Source organism: Clostridium algidicarnis DSM 15099 (genome assembly GCF_002934235.1).
Classification (GTDB): Bacteria; Bacillota; Clostridia; order Clostridiales; family Clostridiaceae; genus Clostridium_L; species Clostridium_L algidicarnis.
The window spans coordinates 1-14,362 of sequence record NZ_PTIS01000020.1 but is presented as its reverse complement, the minus strand read 5'-3'; the positions used below and the strand labels follow the sequence as shown (position 1 = coordinate 14,362).

Here is a 14,362-nt window from a genome sequence, read left to right as displayed (position 1 = left end):
TTTGGTAGTTAATACTTAAAATTTGTAATTTTTATAGAGCCCTTCTACTTATAAAGTTCCAATGCTATCTTGCTATAGGTCTTGGTATACTTGTACCATATGTATAAGTACTCTCCAACTATTTCTCCAACACTCTCTTTATAAAGTGCCCATACAAACCAGTAATATCCCGAGATTGCAACGTAGGCTAGGTAGTGCCTCATTTCGATTTCTGTTAAATCTCTTCCAAAATAGATCTTTAGTACTTCCATAGCTTCTTCTTTGGTGTAATCAGAGCAACAGATGAAGGTACCTAAATCACTAGCTGGATCAGAGTTCCCGGAATACTCCCAATCAATTAAATACATGGTCTTTCCATCTGTAAGGAAGTTTGGAGCATAACAATCATTATGACATATCCTTTTTTGAATACCATCGCTTTCAACAAGGTCGTATAGTTTAGTAATGGAAGTCCTTAGCTCTTCAAAGTCCTCAAAAGTTGAAGAATTATTCTCACCTGTTAACATAATAAGCTTTTCTGCCTCTTCATATATATTAAAATCCCATTTTGATACAACATTGGCATCATGTATCTTTCTAACTAAAGCTAATCCCTTCTTTACATCCTCCATATTATGATAATCAAAATCTATGGCATTATCCATAAAGTGAGAGATCTTCCAACCTTCATCCTCGCTTATGTAAATCAAGGTGTTATCAATGCCTAATTCTTTTGCTAAGTTTTGTGACTTTGCTTCACTTGCTCTATTGATAATCTCCTCTGTGCCAGCGCCTGGATGTCTATAAACATATCTCTTACCCTTACATTCAAAAAGAAAAGAGGTGTTTGTGAGTCCCTTATTAATAGGTGCAATATTTTTAATGTCAGCTTCACTACACTTAAGTACTTTGCAGATGTTTTTTAATATTTTTGACTCTGTGTTATTTATATATTTTGAATCAAACTTTCTTAAATCCTCTAAGGTATCAAATTCAAATATTGTGCCCTCTTCATACTTTCTTATGTACATATCTAATTTATCTATATGATTAATATAAATATCTTCCCAAAGCATTTTATCGAGACCTGGTTCATTATATTTAGCTAAAAGAATCTCTATGAACCTTTTAGAAAACTCTTTAGAAAAATAAACCTGCCCAATCATGAACCATTGATTTTCACCAGATACAGTAACATTTGTTATTCTTCCCTTTGAATCATTTTTTATACAATATTCATCTGTATATTCTTTACTAAACATTGCGGCATAATAAGAATCATAAACATGAGACTCAAAAACATTTTCCGCAAAATAATTATCACTAGAACATATGTAGGAATTTTTTAAATATTTTTGAGCTACATACAAAGTAGAATTATTGTTACGTTTATAATAATCATTGTTTATTAAAATCTTCACATTATATTTATCCTCTAAATAGAAAAACTTCTCTTTCATATATCCTACAACTACAACTATTTCCTCAATTCCAGCTTCTCTTAGTTGCTTTATTTGTCTTTCAATAAGCCTTTCTTCCTTAACCTCTAATAACCCCTTAGGATACTCATAAGACAAAGGCGCAAACCTTGAAGAAAGTCCTGCCGCCATTATCACAGCATTATCCACCTTATGCTTATCTAGTTCCACTTTTCCTAAATCTGTTAGTGAATAATCCTGAACAAACATCTTACCCTCTAAAACCTTTAAATCTTTATCTATATTTTCTAAAGATAAATCACAAAGTCCTGATAGTTCTTCCTCAGATTTTATATGATTTTTAAATAGTGTATATAAAATTGAAAATTGTTCTTTTGTCATTGGAGTACACCCCTTATTAATATATTTATTCATACCTAATTAACATAACTTCGCGTATTTAACTAATTTAATTTTCATTATATATTATATACCTATTTATGTGAACCTAAAAGTTTTTACATATTAAGTTTGATGAAAATATTTACCTTAATTATTTTCATCATTTAGCTACTCCATCTTTATCATAAACTTTCTCACCAATTTTCTGAAGCCTTGGGTAATTTTCTAAAAAAAGCATTCCACTAAATTTTACTTTAATGAAATGCTTGTAACTTGATAATCTTTTAGGGCTCTGAGGTGCTGAAATTCTATTTACTAATTTCTTTTTTTAAATAAAATCATAATCATACCTAAGACAGTTAAAAAACTTCCTAAAATAATATTCATATTTAATGATGATCCACCTGTTTTGGGTAATAGGCTAGATTTTTTATTATCTGCTTTTTTGTTTCCCGATACAGTTCCTGAAACCGATTTAACCTCGGGTTTAGTTTTTGGTTTTGCTTCTGGATTAACTTCGGGTTTAATCTCTGGTTTTGCTTCAGGTTTAGTTTCTGGTTTTGCTTCTGTATTAACTTCGGGTTTAACCTCTGGTTTTGCTTCAGGTTCTACCCCTGGTGTTACTTCTGATTCTGTGCTTTTTTCTACTAATTTAGCTATTGCATTCATTACATTATTAGTATTTAATTCAACTTCTTCCTTTGTTGCATCTTCATTTTGGAAGATCTCTTTAGCTACTAATAATGCATTAGTTAATTGTTTATAGCTTTCTTCTGTATACTTATTTGCATCTTTACTTTCTGCATCTAATATTGCACTTTGAAGTTTTAATTTATCTACTACAGGTTTTACTTCCCCTTTAGCTGTAAGAACAAACTTAAGATTTTCTTTTCCTGTAACAGATTGTCCATTTATTTCAACTATCTTTGGAGTACCATCTATTTTAAATGTAATTTCCTCTATATCTGAAGTATATGTATCTTTATCAGCAAGTTCTATCTTATATTCTAGGTATCTTTCCCAGGGAACAACAGCATATTTAATGACACCCTTTTCATCTGAAGTTAACTTTTTATCAAAAAAAGACTTAAGATTAAAATTCACATTACTCAATGGCTTTCCACTTTTATCTAATACCTTAACTTCTAAAGTTTTCATGTCTCCTACCACCATTGTTTGGTCATCAAATTCACTTAATTCAGGATATTGTTTTATTGACTCACCTTTTTCAAGTCTATCTATATTTTCTTCTGCTGCAGTAATTCTTAATTCTTTAATATATTTTTGTAAATCTGCTGGAAGTAAATCAAAAGCTTTTCTTGCGTTATCTACTTCATCTTTATCATCAATAGTAATAGAATTTGCTTTAAATTTATTAATCAGTTTATTGACATCAATTATCTTAAATAAATTATCCTTTTCATTTTCTATTGCTGTGCCTGTAAGCCATAATTCATTCTTATCTAATTGAGTAAGGTTTGTAAGTGGTGCAATATCTTTTATACCACTATTATTGCTTAGTCTTAAAATTTTAAGACTTTTAAGGTTTTTCAAAACACTAATATCTGAAATATTGTTAGAAGAAAGGTCTAACTCTTTTAATTTTGTCATACTAGCAATTGGACTTATATCTTGGATTTTATTTGATCCTAGTATTAATGCATCCTCCATATCTTTTAACTCTTTTAATGCATTAATGTCTGATATATTATTATATCCTAAATTTAAGTATTTCAATTTAGGAAAGTTTTTTATAGTACTTATATCACTTATTTCATGATTTAATTCAACGTTTAAACTTGTAAGCTTGGTCATCTTAGAAAGAGGCTCTAAAGTTGTAAGTTCATTATCACCTAAATGAATATATGTAACATTTATTAGATTTTCTAATGGTGTAATATTTGATATTTCATTACAATTTAATATAATTTTATTTACCTTAGTTAGATTTGATATAGGATTTAAATCTGAAATCTCATTATAAGGTAATATAATCCTTTCTGTATCAGTAGCATATTGAAGACCTTCAATACTTTTAACGAATACATTGAACTCATATAGATCATAGTGATCCCCCTCAGAATAATAAATCTCTGGTAATTGTAGCAAGTCTTCCTTTGTTAATTTAGTATAACTATAATCTTTTGTCTTTTTCTTTGCACATCTTATAACCCAGTTAAGCATTTCATCTGGTAGTGCATCATCTTTATCAGGAGTTACAATTTCCTCCTTATTTATTACATATGCCATAGCTTCATTTTGTACTCCTAAGGAAAATAACATTAAAACTGATAAGAATAGTACCATAACTCTGACTTTTTTGCGCATAATTTTCCCCTTTCACTTTTGTTTATTGTATATTTAATCAAGACCAACAGTATTTTCTTGACAGTCCTTAGTATACCACATATGTCATATTTTATAAATATTTATAGTTATTTGTAATTTGAATGTGTATTTACTCCGCTATTCATATTATCTATACAAACATACTTTTTACGAGCAAATCTAAGTGGAAAAATGATTAATAAAGTTACTCTTTTGCTCTATTTTGCTTTAATATTTTCAATATGTGCCTTTTTGATACTTTCATCAACGCAGGCGTATCTTTGAAGTTTAAAATATAAACTATTAACCTCTTCTATTGTCATGTACTTGGGAGAATTTTCAATATCCTTCTTTATAGTTTTAATTAATGCATTTCTCTTCATTACTTTAATATTGGGGGATGTGACATTAATCTTTTTTAATGTGCAGCGGTCACTAAATATAATATATGACTTATACATATCCTCATTATCAATTTCCACTGCGGATTTCAAAGCCGTAATATGACCTTTATTTTGCCATATAGGATTATAAAATTGATTCTTCTGTTTGCTTTCAAGTGTCTGAGTCCAGTTTTTACTCTTTTCATCTCCAAAAATCCAACCGCTATAGTTTTTTGATTCAAAAACATAAATACCTGTTTCTGAAATCATAATTAAATCTACCTCAGTTGTGGTTCCATCTTTCTTTGGCAAATAAAGATTTGTCATAATCTTATTTTGACCATCTAACTTCTCAAGATATAAAAATGTCAAAAACTCACCTAAATTTCCTTTATTAAATGCTGTTTTCAAAAAACCATTGCCACTAGCAGCCTTATACCCAGAACCTCTATATCTAATATATTTAGGTAGCAAAGTAAGTAATAGCAGTAGCACTTGGACTAGTATTAAGTAAAATATTAAAATTCCCAAGTTTATCCTCATATTACTTAATTTTATACTTTATTGAAGCTTAGCTTTATGACATTGACCTCCGGACATATACTGTAAATATCTTTCATTTGGTGAAAATATATATGTTGAACCATTATTTGATATCTTTGCAACAACACAAACATCAAAATCACAATAATCTAGATTAGGAATAGGGAAATATCTTATAGTATTTGGGTATTCTTTTTCATTTTCAAAGATAATTTCCCTTACCCTTTCTTCCACCTTTTCAAGTCTACTCATTATATCCACCGAATAGGAACTTCCAATAACATTCACTTCATTATCAAAAGAATGTTTACTATTATCAGTCAACTTTATTGCTACTTCCGTTCTATCCATAGTTAATTCGAAAAAATCAATTATGCCTACACATGCATAGTATCTTAAGTCTCTCAACATATATATTCTCCTCTCCAATCTAAAGGTAGGTTCATAGTCCAATTAGTCAACAATAAAACAAATTATAAAGTTTATTAATGAAGTCTTATTAAATCCATTTTAAATATAAAGTTTCCATCTGCGCATTTTTTAATTCTAACTTAGTAATTCTAATGTATGCATCCCCTCTGCCCCCCCCTTTACTTAACTACCTGATTCGATAAAAAATACAGTGTTCCTCTATAAATCGTATACTATGATTCCCTTTAAATCGACATTGTAAATTCAAAAGTCTTGGGTATCTTTTACTATTAACATACATCGATTTAAAGTATTTCTATAAATAATATTACTGTAGATAGATTTTAATTTACGTAGTACATATGTCCGCATCTTTTATATCCTGTTTTGCAAACTTTAATTATTTAATTCAGTAATTATTATCATAAAACCGCCCTCATGTGTGCATAACAAAAAAGCACTTCATTAAAATTTACTTTAATGAAATGCTTGTACCTGGTAATTCACTGGGCCTCAGAGGCGCTAGAGAGAGACGAAGTTACCCTCTTGCCTTTTACTCATTTCCAATTCATTAATTCAATTTGTTTATCTAAACACTTTTTAATTAATGCCTCTGCACGCATATTTAAATATACCCTTTTAACTGTAATATTAGTTGGTAACATATTAATATTGATATCAGGAAAATCCAATGCTTCATTCCTTAGCTGCAAAATTGGTTTCAATGCTTCTCTCAATTTTTCAAATTCTACCTTTTCTGATTCATAATCACCAGAGTATGTTGTACATTCATCAATTACCTTTTGTAAATTATCAAGCATTTCCTTTGGATATTCTGTACTAGCTTCGATAGGAAAAGTTGAACCAAGTAGTTCATCTTCTAAATCATACAACTCTGCAAGTTTTCTTAGCTTGATTACGTTAGGTGTTCTTCTTCCTGCCTCATAATGAGCATAAGTTGATTTGTCAACTTCGAGGTAATCTGCCACATATTGTTGTGTATAATTATGAATTTTTCTTAATTTAAGAATTTTCCTATGAAGTTCATTGGGATTTTTACTAATCATATTATCACTCCTTTTTATGTTGTCCATTCGCCAACCATAATTAGTTTATTACATTGTTGGCGTCTTGTCAACACATTGAAAAAATAATAGATTTGATTGTCAATCTATAAATTAAGCTCCCATTTATACCTTGGATAACTTACACCATCAATCCCTCTACTATTATTCCTTCTCCTTAATACTTTCCGTATATCTGTATTATTCTTTGGTCACCATTTGGAAAGCTGCTTTTACAATTACCTGTCACCTTAGCTTTTTCTATTCATTATAATTTATCTATGTTTTTCTCTTAAATAACTTAATGTGAGTTTTAAAACTTTTAATTCAGAAATAATTTCATCATACTCACACTTCTTTTTTTCTGTTCTTGGAGCTGCTGGTGTAGATACCATTTGTAGTTGTGCTATAACTGAGCTTATATCTTCAATGACTTCGTCATACTTTGATATTTTCTCATCATCCTCATCTAAAAATCTTATAACTCTTAAATTTTCCAAATTATACTCTTGAATTATACTATTTATTTTTATTACTTTATTATTAATTCCTTTATTTAATCCACCACTCATATCTATGTTTCCTACTTAATTATAAGAAAGGAGCCAGAGCTTTCGCCCTGACTCCTTAATATTACATTTGTAAGTTTATCAATTATCTGAAACTCCGCCTCCTTACGTCGGTGGAGTAAGTTCCACTAACTAAATCGAAGATTTAGAGTGTCACTTATCTTAATAATTGAAGAACTTGTTGTGGTTGTTGATTAGCTTGTGCAAGCATAGCTTGAGCAGCTTGGCTAAGAATATTGTTCTTTGAGAATGTTGACATTTCTTTAGCCATGTTAACATCTCTGATTCTTGACTCAGCTGATGTTAAGTTTTCACTTGAAGTTCCTAAGTTAGCTATTGTGTGCTCTAATCTGTTTGTGAAAGCACCAAGTTTTGATCTTTCTTGTGAAACAGTGTTTATCGCATTATCGATTTTGGTAATTGCTGTATTAGCTTTATCTTGACTACTTAAATTAATTCCTGCTGCTGCTGTTGCATCAGTAACAACTTTTCCATCGTTGACTACTGCAGCATCAGAAGTAACTTCATCAACATTGAAAGTATCTGTACCAGCAATTATTTTTGAAAAATCAAAAGTTGTATCTACTGTCTTACCAGTTGCAGAAGAACCAATTGTTGCTTTTTTGTCACCATAATGAACAGTTGTAGCTGTTCCAATATTAGCACTACTTGTATCCTGTAATTGTATAGTTGCATTTGCAGCTGTTGCAGTAAAGTGATATTGGTCTCCAACTGACCATTGGTTACCTACTCCCTTAGCCATTGTAAATTTCATTCCATCAACAGTTATTCCAGCACTTGCATCTGCTGTTACAGTTGTCCAACTTGTTCCGTTATCTTTTGAATATTGTATTGAAGTCGCTGTATTATTATCAGCTGCGGAATCAACACTTCCAACTTTAACAAGATAAGTTGCATTACTAGTACCAGTATAAGCAGTATCAGTAGTTACAGCTAGTGCACCTCCATTAGTTGCTGCCTCTGAATCAGTAGATACTGCTCCAGCAGCTGCCGCATTTACAGTAGTAACCACTTTATATGCTGTACCTTTATCTAAACCTCTTCCAGCATTACCTACTGTAGCTAATTTAGTATTAGTATTCACAAATGTATCTGTAGATTTAGTACTATCAGCAACGCCCAAAGATTGAGCATCCATAGCATTTACAGATAAACTTATATTTTGACTTGCATTCGAGCCTATTTGGAACTTATCTGACAAGCCACCGGCAAGCAGGTTTTGAGTATTGAATTCTGTAGTATTTGAAATTCTTGTGATTTCTTTTGCTAATTGATCAACTTCTGATTGTATTTTATTTCTATCATCAGAAGTATTTGTATCTGTAGAAGATTGAACTGCCAGTTCTCTCATCCTTTGAAGAATTGAATGAGTTTCACTTAAAGCACCTTCTGCGGTTTGTGTCAATGAAATAGCATCTTGAGCATTAGCTGCTGCTTGATCAAGTCCTCTGATTTGTCCTCTCATCTTTTCTGATATAGCAAGCCCTGCTGCATCGTCCCCAGCTCTGTTGATTCTAAGACCTGAAGAAAGTTTCTCCATTGATTTACCAGCATTTGCTTGGTTTATACCCATCATCCTGTTTGCGTTCATTGCTCCCATGTTGTGATTAATTATCATAATATTTGCCTCCTTGGCGATTTTAGTCAGGCATCCCTTGCCTGCTTATTTATAGCTAAGCTCTTTGAGCTTTACTAACTTAATTTTGTAAAACTATCATTTTTTTAATTTAGGCTCATACTTTTTAAAAGTAACACCCTCATGTTGTTCTTCCCATAGACTTCTTCTGACTATACCTATACTTTGAGGAGCTTCTATAGCTAACCTGTATTTACCACTTACATTACCTTCAACTACTTGAACTTTTACAAGACCATCTGATGTTTGTAATACCACATAATCTCCTACATTTATACTTAAAGCTAACATACATTCCTCCTTGTATAGGTTTTTATCTTACACTTTATATTTCGAGATTTATTTTATAAACTTTATAGGTATTTAAAAAATTTTGTAGTTTTTTTAATTAAAAACTTTCTATAAAACCTACTTTCTTATACTTCATTATCGCCACTAATTATAAAAACTTAATAGCTATAAAATAAATATTACAAATACTACTCCTACATTATTTGAATATCTCACATATACAATAATACCAAATGAAGGTGCTTTTCTATTTTTCGTTCTTCTCATAAATAAAAACTTCTTCAATTTCACTTGTTCTTTACCTAAACATCAAAAAAGCATTTCATTAAATTTTACTTTAACGAAATGCTTATCTCTGGTAATTTGCTAGTCCTTGAGGTGTTAGAGGGGGACGAACTTTCCCTCTTGCTAGCAGTTTTCCATTTTATTCTACCCTGGGTTCCTCTTATTCCCAACCACTTGAATACTCTGATGATCCATCTTTATTCATAATTTGTGTGTTTAATAAAATGTGAGTTTTCATAACATTATTAATATTTATCAAAGCTTTTTCGCATACCTTTTTTCTCGCCTTATAGCTTATTATTTCAATGTTATATTTTGATTTGGTTTCAACAATCTTTATCTTTTTCTTTATCTCAATTGCTTGATCCAAAAAGCCTTTGATTTTACTTTCATTTTCACAATTTAATACTAAACTATCTCCCTCACTATCATTAAGGAAACCATTTAACAACTCTTCCCATTTCCTATTTTTATTTTCTTTCTCATTTGGCAGCAATAATAATATCCCTGAAATTCCTTTAATGTTATAATACAACTCTTCTATCAATTCCCTTACATCTTCCCTTATATCTTCATTGTCAAGATTCTTCTTATCTACTGTAAATTTAAAAAATTGACTTTGCTTTGTATAAATAAGCATGTCTGCTTCACAGTTATAATAAGTATAAGACTCTTGTAGTGCGGCTTTAGTAAGGTTACTGCTACCACACAAAGCCATAACTGGTTCACTATTCATATACTTTAATGCCACTTTTGCATGATATTGATTATTTTTACTTCTAGCAAATACTACTTTAATGTACTGACTTTTAGATGCCGGTATCCAACTCTCTATTAATTCGATAAACTTCTTAAAACAATATTGTTTACATGGATCATTTGGATAATTTATATTACACTTAACACAGTTACCATTATTTATTGCATTGCATACATAATAGGAGTCCCTTGGTGTAACGTTGTTTGGTGATTTATGTTTTATCATTCCTCCAACTATAGTTAAATTAAGTTCGTTAGTGCTTTCTGCCTTATTAAACCAATATTCAAATGAATCTCTAAACCCATTTTTGGGATTAGAGAGCAAATCTAAGTTTACATAACCTGTTGATAATATTAATTCATTTCCATCAGCTCTTATTATATTATTTAGAGCCTTTAATGAATGACTTATATTACTATGTTGTCTCATTAAAAAGAATATAGGCATAGTTTTCACCTTTAAATAAGTATTATATAACATTATATTAAATCTATTTTAAAATAATGCAAATTAAGTTTATAATTTACTGTGCCTAAGGGGTGCTGGAGCGGAACGAAGCTACCCTCTTGCTGTTTGGGATTGCTAATATTTCTGTTTAAGCGCAGTTTTCCATTTTATTCTACCCTGGGTTCCTTATGAGGGCATTCTTTCAATATGCCACCTACGTTTATTATCTGACCTTTTAGCTCCATTATTGATATGGTTTCTAAAACATCTGACTTATACTCTTTTAAAATAATTAATAATTCACCTAAGGTAATGGGGTTATCTTTTATTTTGTTAAGTATCTCTTTTTCTAAAGGTGTTAAATCTTCGCTTATTGTTAATTGTATATCTTCTTTCTTATTATTTACTCTTATGTTTTCCATATGATCTGGTAACAATTTGGAAGGACTTAAATATATCTTGGCCCCTTCTTCTATTAGCTTATTTGTACCTATACTCTCTCTACTATAAATACTATTTGGTGCTACAAGCACTTGTCTATTTTGTTCTTTTGCAAATGCTGCTGTAATAAGAGAACCACTTTTTTCTCCTGCCTCCACAACTAAAAGTTTTTTACACCAAGCACTTATTAACCTATTTCTCATAGGAAAATGTTTAGCATCTGACTTTACTCCTGGTGGGTATTCTGAAATAACCGCACCCTTTTCTATAATCACTTTCATAATTTCTATATGTTCTTTTGGATAACATATATCTAGGCCACAGCCTAAGATAGCTAAAGTATATCCGCCTTTCCTTAGACAAGCCGTATGCGCATATCCATCTACACCTTTTGCCATTCCACTAATAATTGGTATGTTATTTTGAGCTAAAAATTCCGCTGCTTCTACTGTTAACCTTTTACCATATTCAGTACATCTTCTACTACCAACAATAGCTACACCCATACTATCTTCAATAATATTGCCTTTATAATATAATATAGTGGGAGTCTTCTTAATACTCTTTACCTCAACTGGATATAACGCATCTGCATAGGTTAATATTCCTATATCAAGTTTTTTACACCTTTTTAAAATTTCCTCTGACTTTAATAAAGATTTAGAATTAAAAATAGCCTCTGCAGTCGTATTTCCTATACCTTTTATATTTATAATTTCGGATTTTATAGCTTTATAAATGTTATATGGGGTTTTAAATACATCTAGCAGTACTTTTGCTGTTACTGGACCTACGCCATTAATTTCAGATAACCATATCCAATATACTAAATCACTATCATATGTAATCAAGCTATATCACCACCATATTCACTTGCTCTTTATCTAAATCCCTGCACATTAAGGCTTTTGCAATGTGCTGCTTCCTTATATTTTGTACACCATCCATATCTGCAAAGGTTCTTGAAACTTTTAAAAACTTATGAAAAGTTCTAGCACTATACTTAAATCTATCAAAAGCCATTTGTAAAAGCTTTTTACTTTCATCATCTAGTATACAAAACTCTTTAATTAAAGCAGGTGTCATTTCAGAGTTTGAACTTATATTTTCCATATCTTTATATCTTTCTCTTTGTATACTTCTAGCAAACTCAACCCTTTCCCTAAGCTCACTTGAACTAATACCTTTGGAACTATCAGAAAGTTTTATAAAATCTACTGGTAAAACATATTTTTGTATATCAATTCTATCTAGCATTGGCCCTGATATTTTCTGCCTATATTTCAAAACTTCATAATCTGTACAATGGCATCTTTGTTCTCCGTAATAACCACAGGGACATGGATTCATAGCAGCTATAAGCATAAAGCTTGAAGGGTAAATGTGGGTACATTTAACTCTAGAAATAGTAACTTTATTATCTTCCATAGGCTGCCTTAAAGCATCTAAAGTCTTTTTATTGAATTCTGCAATTTCATCTAAAAATAATATACCATTATGAGCTAGAGAAATCTCTCCTGGCATGGCATTATTTCCTCCACCTACAAGGGAATTTATAGATGCATTGTGATGAGGGGCTCTAAAAGGCCTTTCGGTTATCAAACTACCCCTATTTTTTAAACCACCTGATACGCTATATATTTTTGTTACTTCTAAAGCTTCCTTTTCAGTCATAGATGTAAGTATTGATGGTATCCTTTTGGCTATCATTGACTTACCACATCCGGGTGCTCCAGACATAATTAAATTATGACCACCTGCAGCAGTTGCTACAATAAATTCTATAATAGCATCTTGACCTTGAACATCTTCAAAATCATATAAATATGGCCTTTGTATTACATTATCGCATTTTAAATCTTCTAAATTACTATAAGGGTTTACACCCTCTAAAAAAGAAATAACTTCCGTAAGCTTTTCAAACCCAAAAATGTTTATACCTTTTACTAAAGATGCTTCCCTTATATTTTCCCTTGGAACAATTAAATTAGTAATTCCCCTATTCTTAGCTTCAATTGCCATAGGTAAAATCCCAGAGCATGCCCTTATGTCAGCATTCAAAGAGAGTTCTCCTATAAATCCAAAGCTTTCACTATCTTCAAAAGTTAATTGCTTTGACTGTATTAAAAGTCCTATAGCCATGGCTAAATCAAAATGAGAGCCACTCTTTTTGATATCTCCCGGTGAGAGATTTATAACGATCTTCATTTTGGGAAATTCATATTTAATATTTATAATAGAAGCCTCTAGTCTTTCCTTAGCCTCTTTAATTGATGCATCACCAAGTCCAATGATTGATACAGAAGGCTGCCCATATATAGTATCTGTTTCGATTTTTACAACATATCCATCTATCCCACTTATAGCAAAACTATTAACTACTGATGCCATTTATACTGCCTCCCAACACCTCATCAGCCTTTATTTTTAATATATATTTGTATTTTAAGTATAGACATAAACTTTCTTACCTAAACATCAAAAAAGCATTTCATTAAATTTTACTCTAATGAAATGCTTATACCTTGTAATTTTCTGGACTCACTTATTATTTCTGCTTAAGCGCTGTTTTCCATTTTCTTCTACCCTGGGTTCCTTGTGAGTCTCAACTTGCAAATCATTCTCTACGAAGTTTATATATAACTGCACTGTATCATTATATTTAAAATAATTTAATATAAATCTAGAATCGATAATCTTTTCTTTCTTATTTCCTATGATCATATTATAACTAGACCATTCATATTCCCCTGGCTTTTCAACCATATTTGCCTTTACAGGATTTAAATGTATGTATCTGCTTGCTTCTAACATTTGTTTATCACTTTCAATTAATTCACCAAAATACCTATCTTGAAATAAATGACCTATATAATTATACTTTTTATTAAAATATCTTGTATATGATGCACTTATTCTTCCCATTAACTTTCCTAATGATTCTGTATCTGTTTTAATCATTAAATGAACATGATTATCCATTAAGCAATAACAAATAACCTTATAGTTATACTGTATATAATAAAATAACGCTTCTTCTATTACATTTAAGTAATATTCGAAATCTTCTTTATCTCTAAATATATCATTTCGTCTATTCCCTCTAACTGTAATGTGATATGTTGATCCTTTATACCATTCTCTTTTCCGTGTCATAACTCCTCCTCTTGATAATCTTTCTTACTAATTATTAACAAGAAGTGAAGTTTTTAATCTCATATCACTTACGTTTAGAAACAAATTCTACATCCAATTCTTTGCCACTTCTAATATTTCTGCTTAAGTACAATTTTCCATTTTATTCTACCGGTAAGTAGGCTAGGGAATCACTTCCCTAGCCCCTCATAGAACCGTACGTGCGGATTTCCCGCATACGGCTCCCCA

General features: G+C 30.7%; 12 protein-coding genes. All 12 read right to left on the bottom strand.

Translation table 11 applies throughout. The annotated features are described in order from the left end of the window. Window positions 1-44 precede the first annotated feature (44 nt). Window positions 45-1,799, bottom strand: a complete 1,755-nt coding sequence (locus BD821_RS11585; RefSeq protein WP_104410614.1) for an NTP transferase domain-containing protein — start codon at window positions 1,797-1,799, stop codon at window positions 45-47. Between the two features lie 315 nt (window positions 1,800-2,114). Beyond that, window positions 2,115-4,127: a leucine-rich repeat domain-containing protein gene (locus tag BD821_RS11580; RefSeq protein ID WP_104410613.1), complete on the bottom strand. Its 2,013-nt coding sequence runs from the start codon at window positions 4,125-4,127 to the stop codon at window positions 2,115-2,117. 218 nt (window positions 4,128-4,345) lie between these two features. After that, a complete protein-coding gene (locus tag BD821_RS11575) occupies window positions 4,346-5,041 on the bottom strand; it encodes a nuclease-related domain-containing protein (RefSeq protein ID WP_242971501.1) in 696 nt (231 codons plus the stop codon). A 30-nt stretch (window positions 5,042-5,071) separates the two neighbouring features. Further along, the gene (locus BD821_RS11570; RefSeq protein ID WP_104410611.1) at window positions 5,072-5,464 is read right to left on the bottom strand and encodes a hypothetical protein; all 393 of its coding nucleotides are present in this window, start codon (window positions 5,462-5,464) and stop codon (window positions 5,072-5,074) included. A gap of 557 nt (window positions 5,465-6,021) precedes the next feature. Continuing rightward, complete coding sequence (locus tag BD821_RS11565) at window positions 6,022-6,531, bottom strand: helix-turn-helix domain-containing protein (RefSeq protein WP_169994156.1); 510 nt, start codon at window positions 6,529-6,531, stop codon at window positions 6,022-6,024. Window positions 6,532-6,803: 272 nt separating this feature from the next. Further along, a complete protein-coding gene (locus BD821_RS11560; protein WP_104410609.1) occupies window positions 6,804-7,100 on the bottom strand; it encodes a hypothetical protein in 297 nt (98 codons plus the stop codon). A gap of 154 nt (window positions 7,101-7,254) precedes the next feature. Next, window positions 7,255-8,736 carry a flagellin N-terminal helical domain-containing protein gene (locus tag BD821_RS13785; protein WP_104410608.1) on the bottom strand — a complete coding sequence of 494 codons (1,482 nt, stop codon included), beginning with the start codon at window positions 8,734-8,736 and terminating at the stop codon, window positions 7,255-7,257. A gap of 96 nt (window positions 8,737-8,832) precedes the next feature. After that, window positions 8,833-9,045 (bottom strand): carbon storage regulator, encoded by a 213-nt coding sequence (locus tag BD821_RS11550; RefSeq protein ID WP_104410607.1) that lies wholly within the window; start codon window positions 9,043-9,045, stop codon window positions 8,833-8,835. Between the two features lie 445 nt (window positions 9,046-9,490). Continuing rightward, the gene (locus tag BD821_RS11545) at window positions 9,491-10,537 is read right to left on the bottom strand and encodes a hypothetical protein (protein WP_104410606.1); all 1,047 of its coding nucleotides are present in this window, start codon (window positions 10,535-10,537) and stop codon (window positions 9,491-9,493) included. A gap of 167 nt (window positions 10,538-10,704) precedes the next feature. After that, entirely contained in the window at window positions 10,705-11,829 is a 1,125-nt protein-coding gene (dprA, locus tag BD821_RS11540; RefSeq protein ID WP_242971500.1) for a DNA-processing protein DprA, read from the bottom strand. A 1-nt stretch (window position 11,830) separates the two neighbouring features. Then, window positions 11,831-13,369 (bottom strand): YifB family Mg chelatase-like AAA ATPase, encoded by a 1,539-nt coding sequence (locus tag BD821_RS11535; RefSeq protein WP_104410605.1) that lies wholly within the window; start codon window positions 13,367-13,369, stop codon window positions 11,831-11,833. A gap of 150 nt (window positions 13,370-13,519) precedes the next feature. Further along, complete coding sequence (locus BD821_RS11530; protein WP_242971499.1) at window positions 13,520-14,134, bottom strand: REP-associated tyrosine transposase; 615 nt, start codon at window positions 14,132-14,134, stop codon at window positions 13,520-13,522. Window positions 14,135-14,362 lie beyond the last annotated feature (228 nt).